Source organism: Oceanotoga sp., from assembly GCF_030445905.1.
GTDB lineage: Bacteria > Thermotogota > Thermotogae > Petrotogales > Petrotogaceae > Oceanotoga > Oceanotoga teriensis.
The window spans coordinates 1-25,941 of record NZ_JASUSU010000041.1; the positions used below are offsets into that span (position 1 = coordinate 1).

The 25,941-nt window shown below is 25.9% G+C and carries 24 protein-coding genes; 11 read left to right on the forward strand and 13 right to left on the reverse strand.

Annotated features, from left to right (window positions below):
- Nucleotides 1–274 precede the first annotated feature (274 nt).
- From PWP28_RS10815 to PWP28_RS10825, 3 genes are read right to left on the reverse strand one after another with little or no spacing between them, the layout of a single operon-like run.
- The gene (locus PWP28_RS10815; RefSeq protein WP_264150590.1) at nucleotides 275–982 is read right to left on the reverse strand and encodes an ATP-binding cassette domain-containing protein; all 708 of its coding nucleotides are present in this window, start codon (nucleotides 980–982) and stop codon (nucleotides 275–277) included.
- On the reverse strand, nucleotides 961–1,938 hold the full coding sequence (locus PWP28_RS10820; protein ID WP_308644734.1) for an ABC transporter permease: 978 nt from the start codon (nucleotides 1,936–1,938) through the stop codon (nucleotides 961–963). Before PWP28_RS10820 ends, PWP28_RS10815 begins: the two co-directional genes overlap by 22 nt.
- A 6-nt stretch (nucleotides 1,939–1,944) precedes the next feature.
- Nucleotides 1,945–2,883, reverse strand: coding sequence for an ABC transporter substrate-binding protein (locus PWP28_RS10825; RefSeq protein WP_308644735.1), 939 nt, complete (start codon nucleotides 2,881–2,883; stop codon nucleotides 1,945–1,947).
- Nucleotides 2,884–3,365: 482 nt separating this feature from the next.
- Between PWP28_RS10825 and PWP28_RS10830 the strand changes: the two genes are divergently transcribed.
- The 5 genes from PWP28_RS10830 (at nucleotide 3,366) to PWP28_RS10850 (ending at nucleotide 7,466) form a co-directional block, all read left to right on the forward strand.
- Entirely contained in the window at nucleotides 3,366–3,800 is a 435-nt protein-coding gene (locus PWP28_RS10830) for an Hsp20/alpha crystallin family protein (RefSeq protein WP_308644736.1), read from the forward strand.
- 192 nt (nucleotides 3,801–3,992) lie between these two features.
- On the forward strand, nucleotides 3,993–4,436 hold the full coding sequence (locus PWP28_RS10835) for a PTS sugar transporter subunit IIA (protein ID WP_308644737.1): 444 nt from the start codon (nucleotides 3,993–3,995) through the stop codon (nucleotides 4,434–4,436).
- A gap of 2 nt (nucleotides 4,437–4,438) precedes the next feature.
- A complete protein-coding gene (locus PWP28_RS10840; RefSeq protein WP_264150595.1) occupies nucleotides 4,439–5,200 on the forward strand; it encodes a DeoR/GlpR family DNA-binding transcription regulator in 762 nt (253 codons plus the stop codon).
- A 12-nt stretch (nucleotides 5,201–5,212) separates the two neighbouring features.
- Nucleotides 5,213–6,121, forward strand: a complete 909-nt coding sequence (locus PWP28_RS10845) for a 1-phosphofructokinase family hexose kinase (RefSeq protein WP_109604420.1) — start codon at nucleotides 5,213–5,215, stop codon at nucleotides 6,119–6,121.
- Nucleotides 6,114–7,466 (forward strand): fructose-specific PTS transporter subunit EIIC, encoded by a 1,353-nt coding sequence (locus tag PWP28_RS10850; RefSeq protein WP_308644738.1) that lies wholly within the window; start codon nucleotides 6,114–6,116, stop codon nucleotides 7,464–7,466. Before PWP28_RS10845 ends, PWP28_RS10850 begins: the two co-directional genes overlap by 8 nt.
- 27 nt (nucleotides 7,467–7,493) lie before the next feature.
- Here the strand turns inward: PWP28_RS10850 and PWP28_RS10855 are convergent, their stop codons facing one another.
- The 7 genes from PWP28_RS10855 to PWP28_RS10885 all read right to left on the reverse strand — a co-directional run bounded on the left by PWP28_RS10855 (nucleotide 7,494) and on the right by PWP28_RS10885 (nucleotide 16,935).
- The gene (locus PWP28_RS10855; RefSeq protein WP_308644739.1) at nucleotides 7,494–8,852 is read right to left on the reverse strand and encodes an FAD-dependent oxidoreductase; all 1,359 of its coding nucleotides are present in this window, start codon (nucleotides 8,850–8,852) and stop codon (nucleotides 7,494–7,496) included.
- 17 nt (nucleotides 8,853–8,869) lie between these two features.
- The gene (locus PWP28_RS10860) at nucleotides 8,870–9,565 is read right to left on the reverse strand and encodes a hypothetical protein (protein WP_308644740.1); all 696 of its coding nucleotides are present in this window, start codon (nucleotides 9,563–9,565) and stop codon (nucleotides 8,870–8,872) included.
- Nucleotides 9,566–9,568: 3 nt separating this feature from the next.
- Entirely contained in the window at nucleotides 9,569–10,237 is a 669-nt protein-coding gene (locus PWP28_RS10865; protein WP_308644741.1) for a hypothetical protein, read from the reverse strand.
- A 16-nt stretch (nucleotides 10,238–10,253) separates the two neighbouring features.
- Nucleotides 10,254–12,395, reverse strand: a complete 2,142-nt coding sequence (locus PWP28_RS10870) for a hydantoinase/oxoprolinase family protein (protein WP_109604425.1) — start codon at nucleotides 12,393–12,395, stop codon at nucleotides 10,254–10,256.
- Nucleotides 12,396–12,434: 39 nt separating this feature from the next.
- Complete coding sequence (locus PWP28_RS10875) at nucleotides 12,435–13,697, reverse strand: hypothetical protein (RefSeq protein ID WP_308644742.1); 1,263 nt, start codon at nucleotides 13,695–13,697, stop codon at nucleotides 12,435–12,437.
- Between the two features lie 26 nt (nucleotides 13,698–13,723).
- Entirely contained in the window at nucleotides 13,724–14,695 is a 972-nt protein-coding gene (locus PWP28_RS10880) for a LacI family DNA-binding transcriptional regulator (RefSeq protein ID WP_146192152.1), read from the reverse strand.
- Between the two features lie 239 nt (nucleotides 14,696–14,934).
- Nucleotides 14,935–16,935: a thioredoxin domain-containing protein gene (locus PWP28_RS10885; protein ID WP_305081494.1), complete on the reverse strand. Its 2,001-nt coding sequence runs from the start codon at nucleotides 16,933–16,935 to the stop codon at nucleotides 14,935–14,937.
- 168 nt (nucleotides 16,936–17,103) lie between these two features.
- Here PWP28_RS10885 and PWP28_RS10890 point away from each other — a divergent pair, with 168 nt between their 5' ends.
- Nucleotides 17,104–18,018, forward strand: a complete 915-nt coding sequence (locus PWP28_RS10890; protein ID WP_109604429.1) for an alpha/beta fold hydrolase — start codon at nucleotides 17,104–17,106, stop codon at nucleotides 18,016–18,018.
- 28 nt (nucleotides 18,019–18,046) lie between these two features.
- On the opposite strand, the gene PWP28_RS10895 is transcribed toward PWP28_RS10890, so the two are convergent.
- Nucleotides 18,047–19,576 (reverse strand): S9 family peptidase, encoded by a 1,530-nt coding sequence (locus PWP28_RS10895; protein WP_109604430.1) that lies wholly within the window; start codon nucleotides 19,574–19,576, stop codon nucleotides 18,047–18,049.
- Between the two features lie 76 nt (nucleotides 19,577–19,652).
- The gene (locus tag PWP28_RS10900) at nucleotides 19,653–20,651 is read right to left on the reverse strand and encodes a YeiH family protein (RefSeq protein ID WP_109604431.1); all 999 of its coding nucleotides are present in this window, start codon (nucleotides 20,649–20,651) and stop codon (nucleotides 19,653–19,655) included.
- A gap of 112 nt (nucleotides 20,652–20,763) precedes the next feature.
- Here PWP28_RS10900 and PWP28_RS10905 point away from each other — a divergent pair, with 112 nt between their 5' ends.
- Together PWP28_RS10905 and hutH are read left to right on the forward strand one after the other, a co-directional pair.
- A complete protein-coding gene (locus PWP28_RS10905) occupies nucleotides 20,764–21,642 on the forward strand; it encodes a LysR family transcriptional regulator (RefSeq protein ID WP_264150606.1) in 879 nt (292 codons plus the stop codon).
- A 96-nt stretch (nucleotides 21,643–21,738) separates the two neighbouring features.
- Nucleotides 21,739–23,268 (forward strand): histidine ammonia-lyase, encoded by a 1,530-nt coding sequence (gene hutH, locus PWP28_RS10910; RefSeq protein WP_109604433.1) that lies wholly within the window; start codon nucleotides 21,739–21,741, stop codon nucleotides 23,266–23,268.
- A gap of 16 nt (nucleotides 23,269–23,284) precedes the next feature.
- Here hutH and PWP28_RS10915 read toward each other — a convergent pair whose 3' ends face one another.
- Complete coding sequence (locus tag PWP28_RS10915; protein ID WP_109604434.1) at nucleotides 23,285–24,412, reverse strand: TetR/AcrR family transcriptional regulator; 1,128 nt, start codon at nucleotides 24,410–24,412, stop codon at nucleotides 23,285–23,287.
- Nucleotides 24,413–24,540: 128 nt separating this feature from the next.
- Here PWP28_RS10915 and PWP28_RS10920 point away from each other — a divergent pair, with 128 nt between their 5' ends.
- The 3 genes from PWP28_RS10920 to PWP28_RS10930 all read left to right on the forward strand — a co-directional run.
- The gene (locus PWP28_RS10920; RefSeq protein WP_305081496.1) at nucleotides 24,541–25,083 is read left to right on the forward strand and encodes an HTH domain-containing protein; all 543 of its coding nucleotides are present in this window, start codon (nucleotides 24,541–24,543) and stop codon (nucleotides 25,081–25,083) included.
- A complete protein-coding gene (locus PWP28_RS10925) occupies nucleotides 25,080–25,778 on the forward strand; it encodes a hypothetical protein (protein WP_308644743.1) in 699 nt (232 codons plus the stop codon). The genes PWP28_RS10920 and PWP28_RS10925 overlap by 4 nt, the downstream gene beginning before the upstream one ends.
- Nucleotides 25,765–25,941: ATP-binding cassette domain-containing protein (locus PWP28_RS10930; RefSeq protein WP_308644744.1), on the forward strand; the 177-nt coding region annotated here is incomplete at its 3' end. The genes PWP28_RS10925 and PWP28_RS10930, both read left to right, overlap by 14 nt.

The window sequence follows — 25,941 nt, forward strand, 5'->3', positions numbered from 1 at the left end:
ACTTAAAACTAAAAATCTTTTCATAATAATTCCTCCCTTAATTTATAAACATAAATAAAAAAGCGGGTGTCTTTTAAAAAAGACACCCGCCAATCAATTTCGCCTTATCTGCTAAAACAGATTAAGGGCGACATTTGGGTGCCGCCCCTAAAAAATGAAAATATATTTATTAAATTTTTATTATTATCCTTAATCATAAAAAATCACCTTAAATAATCAAAATTAAATTCATTATATCATCATAAAAAAATTATCTCAATATGAAAAAATCTTCCTAAACTACTAAACAATTTCTATTGATATTTGAATTTATATCATTAAAAATCTTCCCATCTTTTATTTCAACAATTCTTGTAGGATATTTTTTTAATAATTCAAGATTATGAGATATCATCAAAATTGTAATTCCATATTTTTGATTTATTTTATAAGTTAAATCCATAACTTTTTTAGAATTTTGAGGATCTAATGCTGCAGTATGTTCATCTAATAATAATATATCAGGCTTAGTCATAGAGGCTATTACAAGAGAAAGCATCTGTTTTTGACCTCCAGATAAATTAGAAACTTTTGTTTTTAATCTTTTTTCAAGACCTATCTCTAAACTTTCAAGAAATTCAACTCCAGTTAAGCTTCGGAACATCAAATGTTTATTTCCTTTTCTTGAACCCAAAATAAGATTTTCTTCTATAGTTAAATCTGGAAAAACTCCAATTTCAGGATTTTGATAAACAACCCCAAGTTTTCTAAAAAGAAAATGAGATTTTTTATTTTTTATTACTTTACCATTCAAAATATAATTTCCAGATACAGGCTTAATTTCACCAGTTAAAACCTTAAAGAATGTCGTTTTACCTGCTCCATTTTCACCTATCACACTTATAAAGTCACCTTTTTTTATGTTAAGATCAAAATCTTCAAGAACCGTTTTTGAAATAACTCCATTATCATAAATCACCTTTATTTTTTCGAGAGAAACCATTTTTTCACCTCCAATTTTTCAAAACCTATAACTAAAATTATAAATAAAGCTGTTAAAAGTTTCATATCACTGGATTTAAAGCCTATTGCATATCCATATTTCATAGCAACTGCTAATAAAAATTGATATATAATAGCTCCTATAACTGGAGCAAAAATATTAAAAGCAAAATTTAATTTTCCAATTAAAATTTCTCCTATTATTATTGAAGCAAGAGAAGTTACAACTATACCAGTCCCCATATTAACATCACTAAATCCAGCATAAGAAGCAAAAATAGCTCCACCTAATCCAGCTAAAAAATTTGAAAAAAACATTCCAAAAGAACTTAAAATATTTGGATTCATTCCTAAATTTTTTATCCCTTCTTTATTACCTCCAAAACCTCTAAGAGCAATACCAAATTCTGTTTTAAATAATATATAAAGAATAATCAAACTTCCACAAAGAATTAAAAAAAGCACCAAAAATCTATTATTTCTTTTTAAAGGACTTAAAGTAACTTTTTTTATCTCTTGTTTCTCTTGAACATCAATTCCATCTTGAAAATCAAAATCACCCAATAAATCATCTAATTTATTACTCTCTTGAATAATTTTTTCAGAAGAATAATTTCCACCATCTGGTACTGGAAGATTGGGTGCATCCATAATTCTTATATTTACAGAATACAACATAGTCATTATTAAAATACTCGCAAGCAAAGAATTAACTTTCAACTTATTTACTATTAAAGCTGTAAAAAAACCAGAAACACCAGCAAAAAAAGCTCCCAAAAAAACACATAAAAACCATGGTATTCCTGAATACATAAGAATTACAGAAACTGCTGCTCCTGTAACATAAGAACCATCAGGAGTCAAATCTGGCATATCAATAACTCTAAAACTCACAAAAACTCCAACCGAAACTATAGCCATTATCATACCTTGTTCGAAAATCGACAAAACATCCATATTTTATTACTCCTTTATTAATATATCTGCCTTATTTATAATATTTTTTGGAACAACAATTCCAGCATTTTCAGCTCTCTTTAAATTCACATAAAGGTTCAAATATATAGGATCTATAATTTGAGATTCTATATCAGAAGTACTCTCACCATTTATCAATCTTATAAGTATTTTTCCCGTAGCCCATCCCATTGAATGATAATCAAATCCAAATCCTATAAAAGCTGCTTTCTTAGCAATTTCAACATCTGAAGCAACTACTGGAATTTTATTATCATAAAATATCTTACCTAAAATTTTTGAACTTGAAGCAACCAAATTATCTGTTATCAAATAAACAGCATCTATCATATCTATATTAGAATTGACAGAGGTTATAAGTTCATTTACATTACTGCCAGCAACTTCTATTATATTAAGTCCTATTTTATTTCCTATATTTTTTGATCTATCCAATATAAATTTAGAATTTGCTTCCCCAGGATTATATAAAATTGCTATATTTTTCTTAGTTGGCATTATTACTTTCATCAATTTAAAATGTGTTTCAATAGGCAACATATCACTAATTCCAACAACATTAGAAGTATTCTTACCCCAATTCTCTATCAAACCAGCCCCAACTGGATCACTTACAGCTGAAAAAACTATTGGCTTATCATCGATTTCATTCTTTGCTGCTTGTGCTGATGGTGTAGAAATTGCAACAACAAAATCAGCATCATTTTTAAATTTTTTAGCTATAGCCAAAGCATTCTGAAATATCCCTTGTGCATTCTGATAATCAATATCAGCCTGAATACTTTCTGCATGTAAAGCATCTATAACTCCTTCGTATACAGAATTCAAAACTGGATGATCTACTATCTGCGAAATACCTATCTTTAAAGAAAAAACAAAAATAAAATTGAACAAAACAAAACTTAAAACTAAAAATCTTCTCATAATAATTCCTCCCTTAATTCATAAACATAAATAAAAAAGCGAGTGTCTTAAAGACACTCGCTCAAATTCCTTTTAACCTCATTTTACTGAACAATAGCAAAACTTGGAGGCACTTGAACGAGTGTGTCTCCAATAATAAAAGTAAAATGAAAATATATTTATTAAATTTTTATTATTATCCTTAATCATAAAAAATCACCTTAAATAATCAAATTTAAACTCATTATATCATCATAAAAAAATTATGTCAATATGAAAAAGTCTTCATATAATGAAATAGCAAATATAAGTAACAATTGATAAAATTAAAAGAAACAAAAACATTTAGTATGCATTTAAAAACTTATATAATTTATATTTAATATCTTACATACTTTTTTAGCACTCCTTGACAAAGAGTGATAATGATGATATTATATAAGTGTAATAACAAAAATAAATTAAAAACATAAAAATATAAAATACTTTGGAGGTGTTGTCTTATGGCAATAAGATTATATAGAAACTACCCTAATTTTGGTGAATTTGATTCAGTTTTCGAAGATCTTTCAAAAATGTTTAATGGAATGGATAAAATGACTAAAAATAGTTATATGAATATTGATCTTTATGAAAATGAAAAAGAAGCTGTTATAGAAGCTGAACTCCCTGGATTTCAAAGAGATGAAATAAACATAAATATAGAAAACAATATTTTAAATATAACAGCTCAAAAGAAAGAAGAAAAAGAAGAAAAAAATGATTCAAAAAAATATTATATAAAAGAAAGATATTTTGGAAAAGTAGCAAGAGCATTTGAAATGCCTGAAAATATTGATTTAGAAAAAATAAATGCAAAATTTGAAAATGGAATTTTAAAAATAACATTAGCAAAAAAAGATGAAGAAACAAAAAACATAAAGATTGATATTCAATAACCCCCCTATTTTACAGGCCCTATTATGGGCCTGTTTTTTTATATATTTTTATTTAAAAATAAGAAATTGGAACAAATAAAGACTTATTCAATAATAATTATCAATAATTTTATAAAAATAAATGATATAACATTTTACAAAACGATACATAATGATATATAATGATAAAAAACAATCAAAAGAGGTGGAAAAATGAATATATTTTCAAAAGAAATGATATATATAAACACAAATATAAAAAACAAAAAGGACTTCCTAAAAAATATAGCTAAATTAGCTTATGAAAATAAAAAAATTGAAAATTCAAAAGATTTTTATAATGCATTAAAAAAAAGAGAAAATATTTCAACGACAGGTGTTGGGTTTGGAATAGCGATACCCCACGGAAAATCAAAAACTGTAAAAGAACCATTTGTTGCTTTTACTAAATTAGAAAATGAAATAGAGTGGAAATCATTAGATGAAAAACCAGTAAATTTAATATTCACAATTGGTGTACCAGAAAACTCTGATAATGTACATTTAAAAATACTTCAAAAATTATCTATAAAATTAATGGATGAAGATTTTAGAGAAGAATTAAAAAAAACAAATGATAAAGAAAGATTAATTAAAATATTGAAAGGAATAGAATAAAAATGTTAAAAGAAATAAGACATTCAAAAATACTTCAATTAATAAAAGATAATAAAACAATAAGTACTAAAAAAATAGCTAAAGAATTAAAATCTCCAGAAGTAACTATAAGAAAAGATTTAGCCTATCTTGAAAAATTGGGAAAAATCAATAGAATTCATGGTGGAGCCTCTATAATCGAAAAATCAATGATAAGTGAATTAACAATGCAAGAAAAAAAAGTAAAAAATATTGAATTAAAAAAGAAAATAGCAAAAAATGCTTTATCTCTAATAAAAAAGAATGATTATATATTTCTCGATTCAGGAAGTACCACACTTGAAATCTCAGAATTAATATTAAAACATATTGATTTTCAGATGACAGTATTTACAAATTCAATAGAAATATTATCTAAACTTTCTTTAAAAAATAATATCGATTTATATGTTATCGGAAATCATTTAAGAAAAAAAACTGGTGCTTTTGTTTTTTCCGATTATGATGATGATATAACTGAAAAAATGATCTTATCGAAATCATTCATAGGAGCAAATGCTTTCGACTCGAATTTTGCATATACCCCAACTTCTGAAGAAGCAAAAATAAAAAATAAAATGATTGAAATATCTCAAACTCCTATTCTTATAGCTGATTCAACAAAAACAAATACTATTTCATTATGGAAAATATCAGAAATTCAAAAATTCAAAATGATAATAACAGATGAAAAAACTGAACTTATAAAAGAACTCGAAGAAGAAGGCCTAAAAATAATAATATAAAGAGGTGTTTCAATGATAATAACTTTAACTTTAAATCCCGCATTTGATAAAACCATAGAAGTTAAATCATTAAAAAAAGGAGATTTAAATAAAATAGACAAAGAAAATATAGATATTGGCGGAAAAGGTATAAATGTTTCAAAAGTATTTGATGCACTTGGAATACCTAATATATCTATAATATTTGCTGGTGAAAAAAATATAAAAGAGTTTGAATCTAAATTAAAAAAAGTTATTAATAACTATGAAATAATTTTAAACAAAGATGTTCATACTAGAGAAAATATAAAAATATTTGATAAAAAAACGCAAAAAATAACAGAATTAAATTCAAAAGGTGAAATTAAAAATTTAAATTCGTTAAAACAACTCTTAGATAAATTAGATTCAACTTTGCAAAATGGCGATATATTAATATTATCTGGAAGTACTCCAAATAACTGCCCAAAAGATATATATTCAAAAATAATAAAAAAAGCTAAAGAAAAAAATGTTTATGTTGTATTAGATACTTCTGGTGAAAATCTTGAATATGGATTAAAAGCGTCTCCAAATCTCATAAAACCTAATATAAAAGAGTTAGAAGAGATTGAAAAAAACTCAAAAAATGATTTAAACAATATGTTAAATTCTAATATTAACATACTTCTCTCAAATGGCGAAAATGGATTCAATTATATTTCAAAAACTTTAAAATTAAAAATTGAACCTTTCAAATTAAATGTAAAAAGCACAGTGGGTGCTGGTGATTCACTGTTGGCAGGATTCATATATGGAATATATAATAATAAATCTTTAGAAGAATCATTGATAATGGCCAGAGCTTGTGCAAGTGCTAAAGTTGTAACTGAAGGGACCAAAAATATAAAAAAAGAAAAAATTTTGGCATATATTAAAGAAGGGGGAATAAATTATGAGTAAACGGTTAGTTGCTGTAACTTCATGTCCAACTGGAATAGCTCATACTTATATGGCTTCAGAAGCTTTAAGAAAAGCTGCTGAAAAACTCGGATATGAAATAAAAGTAGAAACAAGGGGTTCTGTCGGCGTAGAAAATGAATTGAAAGAAAATGAAATAAAAAATGCGGATGCTGTTATTCTCGCGGTAGATGTAAATGTTTCTAAAGAAAGATTTATTGGCAAAAAAATTTTTGAAACTTCAGTAGCTCAAGCAATTAAAGATCCTGAAAAAATTATAGAAACTGCTTTAAATCCTGATATAAAATCTTATACAGAAAAAATATCTGATATAAAATCTCAAAGATCTAAAGAAAAAAAAGGCGTATATAAACATTTAATGAGTGGAGTTTCTTATATGATACCTTTTGTAGTTGCTGGTGGTCTCTTAATAGCATTATCTTTTCTATTTGGTGGTTATACCCAAGAAGGAGAATTTGCAAAAGCTTTAGCTACAATTGGTAATGCAGCTTTTAAACTGATGATACCTATACTTGCTGGATATGTTGCTTTTTCAATAGGAGACAGAGCTGCTCTCGTTCCAGGTATGGTTGGTGGATTAATTGCAGCGGATACAAAATCTGGGTTTTTAGGAGCTTTAGTTGCAGGATTTATAGCTGGATATATAGTAAAATTAATGAAAAAAACCATAAAATTACCTAAAGGATTTGAAGGTTTAATGCCCGTATTAATTATTCCTTTAATATCTACTTTTTTAATAGGAATAATAATGATATTTGTAATAGGAACTCCTATGACTATGTTAAATGAAAGTATAGAAACATGGTTAAAAAGTTTAACAGGAACTAATGCTATAATCCTAGGTGTAATAATAGGTTTAATGATGGCTATTGATATGGGCGGACCAATAAATAAAGCAGCTTATGCTTTTGGAATAAGCACAATAGGAAATGCCGAACCATCAGCTATAATGGCTGCTGTAATGGCAGCTGGTATGATTCCACCACTTGGTATAGCTCTATCTACTGTTCTATTTAAAAACAAATATAATTTTGAAGAAAAAGAAGCTGGAAAAGCTGCTTGGGTACTTGGAATATCTTTTATAACCGAAGGCGCAATTCCATTTGCAGCTGCAGATCCATTAAGAGTTATCCCATCTATAATGGCTGGTTCTGCATTGACAGGTGCATTATCGATGTTATTTAATGTTACATTGCCTGTACCTCATGGAGGGATATTCGTATTTTGGGCAGTAGATGGAATATTAGGCTACTCTATCTCAATAATAGCGGGAATGATATTAACAGCTCTATTATTAGGTATACTAAAATCAAAAAAAAATAATTGAAAAAGCGATGAAAAAATTCATCGCTTTTCATTCTAGAATCTGCCCTGTTTCAATCAATCTCATTCTTAATTTTTTTATATCTAAATCTTTAAAATATAAATCTTCTTTTAAAGATTCCAAACAAGCACAACCACTAGCTTGACCCAAAGCCATACATATAGGTGTAACCCTAACAGAAGCTAAAGCTTCATGAGTAACTGATATAATTCTTCCACTAACCACAAGATTTTTTATTTTTTTAGGCACTAAACATCTATATGGAATGCCATAGTATTCACCCATTTTCAATGTTTTTATATTTAAATTAGCTCCATCAGGATCATGCACATCTATAGGCCAAGATCCCAAAGCGATGGTATCTTCAAAAATAGTTTTATTTAAAATATCTTCTTCTGTTAAAGTATAAAGCCCATCAATTCTTCTTGACTCTCTGACTCCTATTTGAACTCCTGATTCTAAAATTTTAGAATTTTCAAATCCAGGTATATATTTTTTTAAAAAATTCATTATTTTAAAAATTTGTCTTCTTCCTTCAATAGTAGCCTCACTTAATTCAAAATCTTTTACAGATAATTTATTTATAATTCTACTCATATTAACTAAAATTTCAGATTTATTATTAAGTTCAAAAAAAAGCACTCTGTCTCTATTGATATTCAAATCATTATTCTCATTAGCCATTTTAACTAAATCAAAATATCCTGAAATAGCTATTCTATCTGTGTCTCTAAGACCTTTTAAATTCTTTGATATTACAAACTGTTCTGGATTTTTTTCAGAATATTTTATTATTTTTTCTCTATCTATATTACCAACTTTAAACATCATAGACATTGGTTGACATTTTCCATCTTTTTCTCTTCCTATTAAAAAATCTTCTCCAGCCATACTAACTATATCACCATCACCAGATGCATCTATATATCTCTTTGCCTCTATCTTATAGAAACCAGATCTCGTTTTCACAATAATATTTTTTATAATTTCTTCTTCTATTTCAATATCTATAGCTTCTGTATAATACTTTATGTCCACACCATCTTCTAAAAGATATTCTTGAGAAATATATTTATATACTTCTGTTTCTATAGGAGTTATCGTGCTTCCTACACCTAATGGATCTTCAATATGACCTATAGTTCCTTTATTAATTTTTAATCTATCTATTAAATCTTGTGCATAACCTTTTATAATCTGTTTTTTCCCAGCATGAAAAGTCATCATAGGTATAACAAGACTATTAGTTGTACTCCCTCCAAGAAATCCATATCTTTCTATAAGTATAACTTCATAACCTGCTTTTGCTAAAGTTTTTGCTGCTATTATTCCTGATGGACCTCCTCCAACTATTGCTACATCAGTTATTAAAGTATCTTTTATATTCATAATGACCTCCATCAAATTCAAAGGTTATCTATAGCTTTTCTAAAATCTTTTGTATTTTTATAAAATTGTTCAACATCTTTTCCAGTAACAACTGCTCCAATCATAATGGAATTAATTCCCATTTCATTCAGAATCCATAATTGTTCTGGCATTATCTTTCTTTGTGTAGAAATAACTATTGGCTTTATAGTATTGTTCCTAACACTCTGATATTTCAAAATTTCTCTTACAGTCATAGGTGTTCCATATGTCTCTGGATCCATTATAGAACATTCAAGAACATCAATAGGTAAATTATCATATGCTTTTATCCATTCCAATTTATATTCATTTGTCAAAGCTACCATCTTATAAATATTTTTATTTTTTAAGACCATTGGATTCATATGTTTATCATAAAGAGATATAAAATCAAAGCCAGATTCTATAACTTTTTCTATTTCATTCATTGGAATATTATCATCGCCACCAGGAACTATACCAATTGGAACATTATTTTTTTTACAGAGTTCTACTATATCTTTTAAATTTTCAATATACTCTTCTTCAAAAGTTCCAAAATGATTCCCGCTCGCTCTGTGAGAAACATTAACATGAACTTTCACAGCATCTGCACCGGCTTCTATAGCAGCTTTAGCAAGGTTTATATCATTTTGAGGCAAACTCGTTATAAGTGTCATTTTTTCTTGATTTAATAATTTTAAATAATTCATTTCTTAAACATCCTCTCTTTTATAATATTCATATTCATATTTTAAATCATTAAAATATTTTAAAATTTCTTCTATCTTTAACTGTTTAGATGAAATCAGATAAATATAATCTATACATTTTGGATGAAATTTTAAATTCATCATATTTTTACAAAATATATGAGCTCCTATTTCTCTTGTTTTTAAAACAGTTGAGTATTTTTTTATACCCAAAAAATTGATATTAATTACTTTAGGTAATTTCTCATTTACTAAACCTATTTTATTATATTCGAGGAAATGAAAAAACTCATGTGCTAAATGAATGTTTATAATATCATCAGAATTTATATTATTAAAATTTAAGCTTTTAAAAGAAGAAACCATCTTATAAATAGAATCAGTATAAATATTTATATTTTTATCATAATTACAATAATCAGCTCTTATAGCTATTAAATCTTTATCTTGAGATTTATTTATAAAATTAATTTTTATTCCAAACTCATAACAAAGATCTTCAATACTTTTATCTTTATATATCAAAGCTTCTTCTTTTCCTATATTTATAGGTTTTTTAATATAATTTAATAATTCTTTTTTTTCTATCTTTGAAAAAACTTGATCTTCTTTTAATTCGGCAAAAGACATTATTTCATCATCAATAATATTAATAAATTCATTTATATTCATCTTTCCAATCCTCTTTTTATTTAGAAATTAAAATAATGAGCTCCTGTTCATCTTCAAATTCATCTAATTCAATTTCAGCAATAGATATTATCTGTTCTTTATTTGCAAGACCTGCAAGATCTATTATTCTATGAGCAGCAAGTATATAAACAAAAGGTAATTCTTCGCCTGCATCTCCATATTTAGTATTTTCTTGTATAGCATTTAAAAGATTTTCTTTAAAAGTTTTTTTACTTGTAGGATATACAAACCCAGAATCTTTTTGAAGTCTTATAACTCCTTCATTATCTATTACTCTTATGGGAAAATATTTTTTCTTTATAAGTCCAAAAAATTTTTTTACAATTATTTCTAACTCATATACAGAATATTTTTCAGTTTCAGCAATACATATAGATTTTTCACATTCTTTAACAGATTTTAAGCATATATCTTCAAGTTCACTTTTATTAAGTATTTTATTAGAAAGATCTTTAGTTCTTAATTCTGTAGTACCACTTGCTATAGCTCTAATTATATTTTTCTTACTATCAATTTCAACAATAATTTCTATAGTTTTTTCATTCGCCCCAGAATTCATAGCTGCTATTTTTGCTTCTTTTCTTATATTTTTTATATCATCATTAGTTGGATTAGCAACTGTCCTTTCTACAACTTCTCTAACCATTGCAAGAGCAACTCCAATAGTTGATATATATGGAGCATTTTTAGCTATTTTATATTTATAATTAGTTTTTTTTGCTAAATATGGAACTATTACAGAAGCACTTCCACCCCCACCAACAAGAGTTATTATAGATTCACTTAAATCATAATCAGCTTTCATTTCATTAACAACTTTCAAAACTTTTGAACAAGCAATATTCATTATAGTTTCAAGAACATCTTCAACAGAAGTATTAAGTTCTTTTGCAAGAGCTTCATAAGCTTTTTTAGTTTCTTTTATATTCCCCCTTGCATAGTCTCCTTCTGGTACCATTCCAATAAGATTAGCTGCTCCTGCAAGAGTATAAGAATATTTTTTACCTGATTTTGTTTCTAAAATAGCATAATTTTTTTCATCACTTTCTTTAGGATTTATATATTTAACAACTGGATCTTCTATTTCCCCATCATCAACAAAAGTTTCATAGTCTAATTCAGCTATATGGGCACTACGCGGGCCTACATCTACTATTTTATTATTTTCTATTTTTATCATACTTCCACCAGCAATACCTATTGTTCTTACATCTAATGAATTTAAATATGTTTTATGTCCTCCAATTTCTGCATATTTAATCATCACTTTTCCATTTTTTATAACAGAAATATCTGTACTTGTACCTCCAATTTCAAAGAAAATACCATCTGAAATCTTCTCATACATCAAAGCACCTGCAACTCCTGCAGCTGGTCCTGATAACATAGTTAGAATAGGTCTTTTCCTAACTTCATCTATAGTCATAACTCCACCATCACAACGCATTATCATTAATGGTGATTTAATACCCGATTTTTTTACACTATCTTCTGTCATATTTGCTGTTTCCATCATTCTTGAAATTATACTTCCATTTATAACTGCAGTTCTTGTACGTGTCTTTAATCCATATAATTTAGAAATTTCATGGCTTGCAGTTCCAGTCATACCATTCTTTTCAGCCTCTTCTATTATAAAATCTTCATTATAAGGATTATCAACGCTATATGCTTCAGCAGATATTATTGTATTAATATTTTTTTGTTTAAATTTTTCAAATACATTTTTAAGTGATCCATCATGTAAAAATTTAGAATCTATAAATTCATAATGAGTATTTAAAAATTTTCCTTTTGCAAGTTCAATTCTTCCAACATTAGTTTCTGATTGAGTTTTAGCACCTTCAATTCCTGTACCTATTCCTATAACTCCAACATCAGAAACATCACCTTCCAATAAGGCATTTGTTGCTTGAGTTGTTCCATGAGCAATAAAAACAATTTCTTCTGGATATATATTATTTTCTGTAATTATAGATTCAATAATTTTTACTATTCCATTTGCAACCCCTTCTTTTGCAGAGTGAGTTGTGGGTATTTTTTTGGTACTAATAACAGAATAAGTTGATTCATCTATTAAAGCTGCATCAGTAAAAGTACCACCAACATCTATACCTACTCTATATCTTCTACCCATTAAAATACCTCCATATTATATAAAAATAAAATCAAATTCTTACCAAATAAAGATAGTTACATATATTAAACAAACAACAGCTATTGAAAAAACATATGGAAAAGTCCTTTTTAAAAGAATAGTTGTATCTTCTTCTATAAAATTAGATATCCAAACATTATGAGTATTTGTAGGATCTGAAATATCTTGAACAACGCTTAAAGCCAAAAGTGCACCTGCAACGACCATAGGGCTCAATTTACCAGTGGAAACCATCAATGCAGCTATACCACTTCCCAATCCCCACATATTTAAAGGACCTCTATATAAAGCTAAAGGAGACAATATAGCAAAAAATAAAACAAATAAAATTTTATTTGATGGAATAATAGCTGAAATTAAAGGTTTCATTATTGCAGAAGTTTCAGGACTCATAACAGCTAAAAGAACCATTCCTATTCCTATCATAAGACCTATAGCTGGAGCTACATCTTTTATTCCCTCTATTAAACTACTTGAAAGTATATTAACAATGTCTTTAGGTTTCGTAGTAAGAACTCCATAAATAGCTCCTATCAATATTGCTGGAATAATATTAAATTTCCATATAAAAACAAGTAAAATAGGTATTATAGGTGTGATAAGTGCGTAAATAGGAACTTTTTTGTCTTTATTTTTTATTGAATTCGCAGATGGCATAGCCCAAGCTGTTTTAGCTTTACCTTTTTTTACATTCAATAAAATAAAAAAGAATAAACCTATAGAAGTTGCTATTCCATAAATTATTGGAAAAATTTTCAAATCTTGTACTGAGATTTTCAAAACATCACTATAAAAAGCATAACTGTACATATTAAAAAGAAGACCTATTTTAAAAGCTATTAAAAACAAAGAACCTGAAATTTTAGAATCTATACCAACTGAAATCATTATAGGAAGAACAATAGTTCCAACCATAATAATCGCACCAAGTCCACTTAAAGAAGTAAATACAAAAGCTACTGCTATAGATATTATCAAAGCTACAATAAAAGGATTATCTCCAGCTAATTCAGCTGCTCTTTTTATTATAGAATTTGCTATTCCTGTTCTATTGATAACTTGTGATAACATACCCCCAAATATTGCTGCCATCATAGCACTTGAAAGTCTAACAGCACCATTTCCAATAACCCCTGATAAAATATTTTCAAAAGACATTCCAGATATTACAGCTATTAATATAGCCATAATAGGCAAAGATATAATTGCTGGAACTTTTCTTGACATCATACCAGCAGCACATAAAACAAATACTATAAGTATAAGTATTCCCTGTAACATGTTGTTCCCTCCTAAATAAAAGTGTATTATATAGATTTTCTTTCTATTATTCCAGGCTCTACAAGTATCTTCTCTGTATTAACATTATTAGATTTGTTAATTATTTCATTAACAACAGTTATTGAAAAAACTCCAAGCAAATAAGGATTTAAAGTTACTGTAGTAAGCGAAGGATCTATATGTTCTGAAAAAGGTAAGTTTCCAAAACCCATCAATCCTATATCCTGAGGAATCTCAAAATTTTCTTCTTTTAAAGCTTTAATAACCCCTTTAGCAAGCCAATCAGTAAGACAAAAAATAGCAGTTTTTTGATTTATCGATGATACTATTTTCTTAGCCTCTTCATATCCATCATTCCAATCAAATGATTGACATTCAATGATTTCTAAATCTTTAATTCTATCAATTTCTTCTAAATATTTTTTTACTCCTGAAAATCTTTCTTTAAAAGTTTCAACATTCAAAGGACCTGAAAAAACTAAAATTTTTTTATAATTTCTTTCCACTATTTTTTTAGCCGCTATATATCCACCTCTAAAATTATCATTACTAACTGAAGGTATATGTTCTAAGCCCTTATAATGACCAATTTGAACAACAGGAATCTCAGAAGTTGCTATTAAGTTTATTATATTTTTAGGCATTGGAATTCCTCCAATTATTATTCCAGAAATATTTTCAATGAAAATTTTTCCAAGGGAATTATCATTTTTCTCAATAGTTCTGACAACACAATGATAGCCAAAATTTTTTGTGCAACTGAGTATTCCTTCAAGAACCTTAGAAAAAAAGTCATCATTTCTAACAGACGAAATTGGATTGGCAATCAGAAAAAGAATAATTTTATTCTTTTCACCAAAATAATGCAATTTTTTTGCAACATTTAATATTTTTTCTTTTGTATCATCACTTATTCTTTTATCATCATTCAATGCTCTTGAAACTGTAGAAACGTTAAATCCAGAATATTCAGCAATATCTCTTAAAGTTGTTTTCAAAAAAATCACTCCTATGCAACAATAATGCAACTTTTTTTCTACAAAATAATCAGCGAATTCTAACAGTATTTATTTATAAATCAAAATTCAATTATTCATTAATTACAAATAATTAAATTGAATTATTCATATTTAATGAATTAAATCTTTTATTTCTACATAAATTAATTAAATGATTGATAAATAAAAAAATGAATCCAATTATAAAATTGGATTCATTTAGTTGATCTCAAATATTATTAATTATAAAAATTTCTTAATTCCTTTAAATTTTTTATTGGTTTACTACAAGTTTGATTAGAGCATATATATATTACAGGTTTGTCTTCCACAGGATAAAGTGCTGAATATTCAGAAATTTGATCTATTTCATTTTTTTCTGTCTTTAATATTATGGTATCATAATTTTTTAAATTTCTATTTATATAATCTATAAAAATTCTTGCTTGATCATAATTTTTTGCTGTAATTATTATTTCTTTAGTATCAGAAAGACTAAAAAATAAAGCATTTAAAGAATGTATCATAGCTGGATAATTTTCTTCAAAATTCCAAGCCAAATTATCAATCATAGAATCAAATATATTCTTATATTTGAGTGTTCCAGTTATTTTATAAACTCTTATTAAATTCATAAGCATTACAGAATTAGAACTCGGCATAGAATCATCATAAATATTAAATGTATTTTCTGGAAGTTCATTATTATCTATCTCAGAATCTAAAAAAATATTTATATTTTTATCATAAAAAATTTCAATACTTTTTTCAAGAAGGTTTATCGCACTCTTTAAATATCTGGTTTTAAAAGTAGATTGATAAAGTTCTAACAATCCCCAAATCATATTTGAATAATCACTTATATGAGATTTAGTCAAAATATCTTCTTCTCTATATCTTCGAAATAATTTATTATCAAAAAATAATTTTTTATAAATAAAATTATTAGATTTTTCAGCCATTTTTGTTAATTCAATATCATTAAAAAGTCTGCCAGCTTTTGCTAAAGAAGCAATAGCAACACCGTTCCAAGATGTTATTATTTTATCATCAATATCTGGTTTTTTCCTATTCTCTGATTTATAATAAAAAAGTTTAAATACAAGATCTTCATCTGGAATACTCTTTAAAGATTTTGAAATGTTTAAAATGTTTTTTCCTTGAAAATTACCATCCTTTGAAACATCAAATATTTCTTTAAACCTTTCAAATTCTTCTGGTTCAAAAATAGTTTTTAGTTCCAAATAATCCCATAAATAATATTTTCCCTCTTCACCTTCCGAATCAGAATCTTGTGCACAATAAAAAGCTCCATTTTCATCTTTTAAATTATTATTTATATACTTTAAAGTTTTGTATGCAATATTTTTATATAAATCATCATTAGTTTTAGAATAAAGTTCTGCCAAAGTCAATATTAATAATGAATTATCTATTAAAGTTTTTTCAAAATGAGGAATAAACCATTTATAATCCGTAGAATATCTTGAAAATCCACCTTCAATATGATCAAAAATTCCTCCTCTATACATACTTTCAACAGTCTTTTCTACCATATACAAAGCGTTTTCATTATAATTTTTTTCATAATAACTCATTAAAAACAACATATAATGAGGAACAGGAAATTTAGGTTCATTCGAAAAACCTCCATATACCTCATCAAAATTATCATAAAGATATTTATAAGATTTATCTATTAAATTTGAATCTAATTTTCCTTTCTTAAGATGATAACTGTTTTTTACCTTTTCTTCAAGATTTTCTATAGTGTTAAAAATATCTTCTTTGCTATCTTTATATATATAATATATATTCGGTAAAAGATCTATCAATCCAGGCATATTAAAATTAGTATATTTTGGAAAATATGTACCTGAATAAAAAGGTCTTTTATCAGGTGTCATTATAATATTTAAAGGCCAACCAGAATTACCAGTCATTATTTGAGAAATTTTCATATAATAACTATCTATATCAGGTCTCTCTTCTCTGTCAACTTTTATAGAAATATAATATTTATTGAGAATTTTTGCTATATCTTCATCTTCAAAAGACTCTTTTGCCATAAAATGACACCAATGACAAGTAGAATAACCTATACTTAAAAAAATAGGTTTATCTTCTTTCAAAGCTCTTTCGAATGCCTCATCACACCATGGATACCAATTTATTGGATTAAAAGCGTGTTGCAACAAATAAGGTGACTTCTCTTTTATTAAATTATTTGGTTCTATCATAAATATCACCTCTTATCTTTATAAAATATAATCCTCTCACCTATACTATATAACATCAATATAAAATATTAATTAAAAAAAGAATTAATATAATTCAAATTAGTTGACTTTTTTTGTATTTTATATTAAAATTTCTTTAAAAGATTAATAAAATGTTATGGGGGTATTATGAAAAAAATTTTAAAAATCTTCTTTATTTTTATATTTATAATATTTATTTTTGCTTCTTTGAATTATATGTTCAGTTATCTCGAAGCCAAAAGAGGTTTATCATATTTAGAAAAAAATTATAAAACAATAAATGTAGATAATAAAAAAATTGCATACTATGAAGAAGGTGCTGGAGAAACTATAATTTTTTTACATGATTTTATGAGCTCAGCTAAAGATTTTGAAGATATTTCAAAAAAACTTTCTGAGAAATATAGAGTAATATCAATAGATTTACCTGGATTTGGTTTCTCAACTAAAAGCACGGATTTAAACTACTCAAAAAAATCTATGGGAAAATTGATAAATAAATTCACCAAAGAATTAAACATTGAAACTTTTTACTTAGTAGGCCATTCAATGGGTGGTGAAATAGCTATAAATACTTATTTCGAAGATACTAAAAAAATTAAAAAACTGATCCTAATAAATAGTCAAGGATATACTAAAACAAAATTTATTCCAAATTGGATATCAGATAGCCAATTTTTCTCAAGAATATTTTTAAAATTTGGATTTCAAAGTTATTTTTTACAACAATCGATATATAAAAATAATCTTCATGATAAATCTAAATATGAAGATTCTACTTTTTTAAAAAATTATACACTCACCTTCAATATTCCTTCAAAAACTCTTCAAAAAATAGATCTAGATGATGATAGTTCTTTAAATAAAGATAAAATATCTGAAATAAATATTCCAACATTAATATTATGGGGAAATTATGACAAAACCCTGAATATAGAATATGCAAAAAAATTTAATGAACAAATAAAGAATTCAACTCTTGTATATTTAGATACGGGACATAATCCGATGATAGAAAAATCAGATTATATATCAAATTTGATATTAAATTTTTTAAAATAAAAAAGGGATTTTAAAATCCCTTTTTTGATTATTTCAAATTTTCATACCATTTAAAAATACTTTCAGACACTAAAGGTTCAAATACAATATATTGATTATACATTTCATGTGACATACCTTCTATATATTTTATTGAAATTTTATCATTCTTTAAAATTTCATCTTCTTTTTCTTGTAAAAGTATGGAAGGAGTTTTTAAATCTTCTTTACCGCTTATTATAAGAATATTTTTATTAATATCAACAAATTCTTCTACTACATTTTCAAACAAATAATCCGATTCTTTTATAAAGCTTCCTTTAAATCCCATATAAACTTCTTCATTTTTTAATTCATTACTTTCAAATTTAGATTTAATTTCTTTAACATGTGGCAGATATTCATTCAACATATCTACTAAATTATCAAGACTACCATCAGTATTCAATTCATTAATTATATCCTGCTGATATTCAATTTGATAAACCATAAGATCGACAAAGCCAATAACTGCTGGCGAAAGACTTATACCTGCATATCCAGCTTTCTTTAAAATATATGGTATAAGAGTTGCACCTTGAGAATGACCAGCAAAAATTATTCTATCTTTAGCTATAAAATCAAATTCTAGCATTTTATTATAAGCATTAATAGCATCATCAATAAAATCATAAATACTAACTTCCAAATAATCTTCACCTAATTTATTCAAAACAAAATTTCTTTTATCATATCTAAAAACAGCAAATCCCTTTTTATTCAATTCTTCTGCTAAATCATAAAAAGGAGCTATTTCTATACCAGCAGATGTAAATCTTTCATCTCTATCTAAAACGCCTGAACCATGTACTAATATTATAAGTGGCATCTTATTAGAAAGTAAAGCTGGATATGAAAGTGTTCCATTCAATATCAAACCTTTAGATTCAAATGAAACTTCTTCAGAAATAATGTTATTCTCTATTTTTTCTTTAAAATCATTTCTTTCTATTTCTATACCTTGAGAAGGTATAGAAATTTTAGTTATAAAATTTTTATCAAAAAATACTTCAGTTCTTAAACCTGAATATGTAAAAATCATTTTATCATCTTTTATATCATAATCCGCATCAACTATAGAATTTTTAAAGGTTTGATTATTCATAGACAAAAATGGAATAAAAATTTTAGCTTTACCTTTACCTTCATGTTTTTTTAAAAAATACCAAAAATGGTCTATTATAAAATTATTATCTACAATAAAAAGATTACTCTCATTTATAACTGGTAACTCAATAGAATTAACTGAATGAATAACTTTCTTTCCATCATAATTAGAAACATAATCTGCAACAGTTTTTTCATTTACTTTCATATTAAAAGAATATGATTTATAAAAATCATCTTCATAAGTTGTCTTAGCCGAAATTTTGGCTTTTTGTGAATAAATTTCAGTGACAGTTTCAAATTCATTATTGATTTGATTTATTTTAATACTTCCAAAATCGCTATTCATAACTTTAATAATAAAATTATATTCATTTGAAAAAGAATAAATGAATAATCCTATAAAAATCATCAAAAAATATTTTTTATACATAAAATCACTTCCTTTTTGTAATATCTTTTCTGTAATATTATACTATTACAGCATACAAAAAGTCAAATAATAAAAATTAAATCTGACCAATAAAAAACTGAACTCCCAATGAAACAATAACAACAGCAATAGAAACTATGAACCCATGAATCATCGGTTTAAATCCTGATTTTTTAATATCCCTAAAATTAGTTTTAAGCCCTATAGCACTTAAAGCCATTATCATTAAGAACTTACTAACTTTAACTAAATTTACAGATAAATCAGTTGAAACAAATCCTATACTGTTAAAAATAGCAGCTAAAATAAAAAAAATGATAAAATAAGGGAATATTTTCTTTATATTAAAAGAACTTGATCTACTTTCCTGACTTTTTTTCTTTTGATTAATATAAGAAAAAATTATAGTTATAGGAATAATTGAAAGAGTTCTTGTAAGTTTAACTATAGTTGCAAACTCCCCCGCCTTATCAGAAAAAGCATATCCTGCAGCGACTACAGAAGAAGTATCATTAACTGCAGTTCCAGCCCACAAACCATAAGACAAATCAGACATAGAAAGCATTTTACCCATTATAGGAAACAAAAGAATCATTACAATATCAAATATAAAAGTAGCTGACATAGCATAAGTAACGTCACTATCTTCTGCCTCAATAACTGGAGAAAGTGCTGCAATTGCCGAACCACCACAAACTCCCGTACCTGCTGAAATTAAAGAAGATAATTTCCAATTCATATCAAATAATTTACCAAAAAGCCATCCAAATCCAAAAGCTGCACTTAAAGTAAATATCATAACAATTAATGAAATCTTTCCAACTTCCAAAACTTGTTTTATATTTAATCCAAAACCAAGAAGAACTATAGAAAATTTGAGTACTTTTTTAGATGTAAAACTAATTCCCTTTAGATATTTATCATCAAAATGGAAAATTAAATTTAAAAGTATTCCAAACATCAAAGCAAAAATAGCCCCTCCAACTAAAGGTATTTTCTCTCCAAGATAAAAAGAAAAAATAGCGGTAAAAAAACAAATAATTAATCCAGGCAAAAACTTATATAATCTACTCATAAAGTACCTCCATTTATTTTTTTCAATTTTAGTATAACATTTGATTTTATATTTGTAAAATACTATAATATTATATAAGTAATAGGTAATTACTTATATAAAGGAGAAAATTATGACATTAAGACATTTAAAAATATTAATAACAGTTGTAGATGAAGGGAGCATGACTAATGCGGCAAAAAAACTATTTATAACTCAACCATCGATAAGTCAAGCTATAATAGAATTAGAAAAATACTATGAAATTAAAATATTTGAAAGACTTTCAAAGAAATTATATATAACATCAAATGGGAAAAAATTACTAAGTTATGCAAGACATATAATATCTATGTTTGATGAAATGGAAGAAACTATAAAAAAAGAAAAAGAAAAAAACCTTCTTAAAATTGGAGCTTCAGTTACCATTGGCACATGTATTCTAAGTAATATTTCAAAAAAATTTATACAAAAACATCCGAAAACCTCAATAAAATCTAAAATAGCCAATACTTCTATAATAGAAAAATTAATTTTAAAAAATGATTTAGATTTTGGTTTAACAGAAGGCCCAATACACAATCAAGATATAATATACAAACCTTTTATGGAGGATAAACTAATAGCAATTTGCGGAAAAAACAATCCATTAAAAAAAGAAAAAGATATAAATATTGAAACATTATCAAAACAACCGTTAATACTTAGAGAAGTTGGAAGTGGAACAAGAGAATTATTCGAAATAAAAATGAAGGAAAAAAATCTTCCTTTGAATATCGTTTGGGAATGTAATAATTCCGAAGCCATTAAAAATGCTGTTATTTCTGACATTGGAATATCCGTAATATCAGAAAAAGCTGTAATGAAAGAATTATCAGAAAAATCATTATTTAAAATAAATATAAAAAATATAAATTTAAACAGAAAATTCAACATAATTTATCATAAAAATAAATACATATCTGAAAATATTCAAGAATTTTGGAATTTTTGCTTAAAAAATAACTTTTAAAACATGTTAACGAAAACTCTCCCACTTCAATAAAATAGAAAAATATAATATAATTTTATTGAAAATAATTTCATATATAATATAAGGGGGAATTTTATGGATACTGTAATAATCGAAGGCGGAAAATTAAATATAGAAGATTTTATAAAAGTTACAAGGATGAATGCTAAAGTTGAACTCTCAAACACCGCAATAAATAAAATGCAAAAAGCGAGATCATATGTTGAAAAAATAGTTGAAAAAGGTGATCCAGTATATGGTATAAATACTGGTTTTGGAAAATTTTGTAATGTTAAAATATCCAATGATGAATTAAATTTACTTCAAAAAAATTTAATAATGTCACATTCTTGTGGAGTTGGAAATCCTTTATCAAAAGAAATAGTAAGGGGTATTATTTTATTGAGAGTAAATGCTCTCGCAATAGGTAATTCTGGAATAAGAGTGGAAACAGTACAAAAGTTAATAGAACTTTTAAATAAAAATATAACTCCTTTTGTACCCGAAAAAGGCTCACTTGGTGCAAGTGGAGATCTCGCCCCTCTTTCTCATGTTGCATTGGTAATAATGGGAATGGGAGAAGCTTATTATGATAATAAACTTATGAAATCTGAAGAAGCATTAAAATTAGCTAATATACAACCTATAGAATTGAGAGAAAAAGAAGGACTTGCTCTAATAAACGGAACTCAAGTTATGACATCGATAGGAACTCATGCAATATACGATGCTATAAAACTATTAAAACTCTCTGATATATCGGCATCTATGACAATCGAAGCATTAAATGGAATAACAGATGCGTTTGATAATGATGTACATAAAATAAGAAATCAAAAAGGACAAATACAAACTGCAAAAAACATACTCAATATATTAAAAAACAGTAAAAATACCACAAGACAAGCTGAAATTAGAGTTCAAGATGCCTATACCTTGAGATGTATACCTCAAATTCATGGAGCATCAAAAGACTCTATAAACTATGTTAAAGAAATAGTAGAAAGAGAAATAAATGCTGTTACAGATAACCCTTTAATATTTCCCGATGAAGAAAAAGTAATATCAGGGGGGAATTTTCATGGTCAACCAATAGCCCTAGCAATGGACTTTCTTGCAATTGCATGTTCAGAAATAGCTAATGTTTCTGAGAGAAGAATAGAAAGACTTGTAAATCCTCAATTGAGTGATATGCCAGGATTTCTATCACCAAAAGGAGGATTAAATTCTGGATTTATGATAGCTCAATATTCTGCTGCCTCATTGGTTTCAGAAAATAAAGTATTATCACATCCAGCAAGTGTAGATTCTATACCATCTTCTGCAAATCAAGAAGATCATGTTAGTATGGGAACAATAGCCGCAAGAAAAGCTGTGGAAATAATAGAAAATGCATACAAAGTAATAGCAATTGAGACTCTATGTTCAGCTCAAGCAATAGATATAAAAAACAGTTATAAAAAACTTGGAATTGGTACTAAAAAAGCCTATGAAAAAATAAGATCTGAAATTCCTTTCATGGAAAAAGACAGAATACTATACATAGATATAAACAAAACAGAAAAAATAATTAAAAATGATGATTATTTAAATTCAATAGAAAAAGATATAGACATAAAAATATAAAGGGCATAAAAGCCCTTTATTTTTTTATTCCATTATTTATAAAAAAACTTATATCCTTTATAAAATTTTGTAAATCATCGATTTTATCTAAAAATAAATACTCTATACCAGAATAATGAGATAATCCTACTAACATACTTGAAGCTTGTTTCCTATTCAAAATTTTATATGCTTTAAGATTTCTACTATAAAGATCCTCAAAACTATCATAATACTTAGTAACAACATCACTGACAACAAATTCAGCTTCTCTTATTATTTGATAAAATTCTTTATTATTATTAAAATAATTTAAATATAAAAATAAAGCTCTCAAAGATTTTTCAGAATCTGAAAGTTCTTCAACAATATTTGAAGATAAAAAATTTCTTAAATCTATGCCTATAATATTTACAAGTTCCTCTAAAAATTCCTCTTTACTCATAAAATTTATATAAAAAGTTCCAACAGAGTAACCTGCCCTTTTTACTATATCAGCAATATCTACATTAAAAAAGCCTTTATCTCCTATAAGTTCTATACCAGATTTCAAAAGTTTATCTCTCGTATTATCTTTAAAGTTCAATGGATGTATAATAAAATTTTTCTTTAATACTTCTACAAGATTAATATAAGATCCATCAAAAAAACCATTATAAATAACTTCTTTAAGCATATCTCTATCAAAATTTATATTCTCATATATAGATCTTATTATCAAATACCTTATTCCAGAAATAAAATAAATATATTCATTTTCTTTTATATTTCGCTCAAAAACCTTACAAATAGCAGATTTATAAATAGTTCTTATACGCTCTTCATAATTTTTAAATCTAAATTGACCTTCTCTAAATACAGTTATAATATCCTTATGTTCACAATTAAGTTTATAAGAAATATCTATAAAACTTTCAATTCGCCTTTCAACAGTATCACCCTCTATACCTAAAAAAGCTTTTGATGCAGTGTTTACATACAAATCAAGACATTTTTCAAAAATATCCTGCTTATTTTTATAATACCTATAAAAAATACCATTGGATAAATTTGAACGTCTACAAATCTCTGCTGCAGATACAGTTTCATACCATTTTTCTGAAAAAAGATCCACTGCAGATTCTAAAAGTATCCTCTTAGTCTCTTCTTTATTTCTTTTTGCCATAAAAACATCTCCCGAAAATTAAAAAATATATATATACAAAGATTATATCATTAAAATATACCATTTGACTTTTTTTATCATCTAATATATAATTTCAATTGAATTGAAATTATAAGGAGAATGAATTTATGTATGATTTAATAAAAGTACTTACAAATGAACATTTTTTTAAAGTAATAGAATATTTAAATGAAAATCCAGAATCAAATCCATCAAAAATAGCCAAAAAATTAAAAATACATACTGCCACTGTACAAAATTACTTAGAAACACTTGAAAAATATAAATTCGTAGTTTATAAAGAAAAAAAAGGTCTTGGGCGTCCCTCAAAATTATATAGTTTCAAAGGTGGTAGCTTTGAGGTAAATTTAAATGAACTTCTTGAAAAATTTTATATAAAAAACAAAAAAATAAGAGATGCTGGCAATGAAAAAATAAAATACAGTTATGATGTAGAAAAAGAAATAATAAACACCATAATAATTGACAAACATAAAAAAGAAACAATAAAACTAGATTCAAAATCGGGAAAATTTCTATGGCTATTACCACCTCCAAACTCAAATTTTGAATCTATAGAAAAATTATGTTTAAAATCAGGATTCAGCATATTGGAAGCGGTAGAACTTTGTTTATATCTACAAAAAAAAGGAGTCTTAGAAATAAAATGACAGAAATTATAATCTTGATAATATTTTTTATATTATTTTTTATATTTTCAACAATTATGAAATATTTTTTAAGTCATAAAAAAATAGATATGAGTAAAAAATCAAATATATTCTCTTATAATAACTTATTCACAATATCTCTAATGATAATAATATCTATATTTGTGAGCAAAAATATTTTAAATATTAAAATACTATACTCTATTCTTTCAATATATATAATAATCTCAATTATATACTCTATAAAAATTGGAAGACCGAAAATAATGATGTTTTTTTACTTATTAAGCTCATTATTTATATTAATACCTCAAATAATATTCTCTCAAAAAATTGCAAATTATTTTATATATACAGGTTTGATATTCATAGTAATAAATGCAATAATAATATATAAAAATCCTTACTATAATCTAAACTGGTTAGAAGGAATATCTTTTGAAATAGCAAAAGATATAGAAAAAAATTGCAAATATACAAACAAACCAATAATTGTAAATATTAAAACAAATCAAAATTTTTTAACTGGAGGTAATGGATTAAATATATGGTTAAAAAAAGATAGGGCAATAATAAAAATGAGTAAAAAATTCCACAAAAAATTGGGAAGTCCAAATATGCAAGAATTTTCTAATAAAATAATTATACAGATATTAGATTATAAAAATGAGGTGAAAAAAGATGATAAGTGCTGAAAAACTGACGAAGAAATTTGGAGAATATGTAGCAGTAAATGAAATAAACATAAAAGTAAAAAGTGGAGAAATATACGGATTTCTAGGACCAAATGGAGCTGGAAAAACAACAACGATGAGAATGCTAACAGGGACATTAAAACCGAGTCAAGGAGAAATAAAG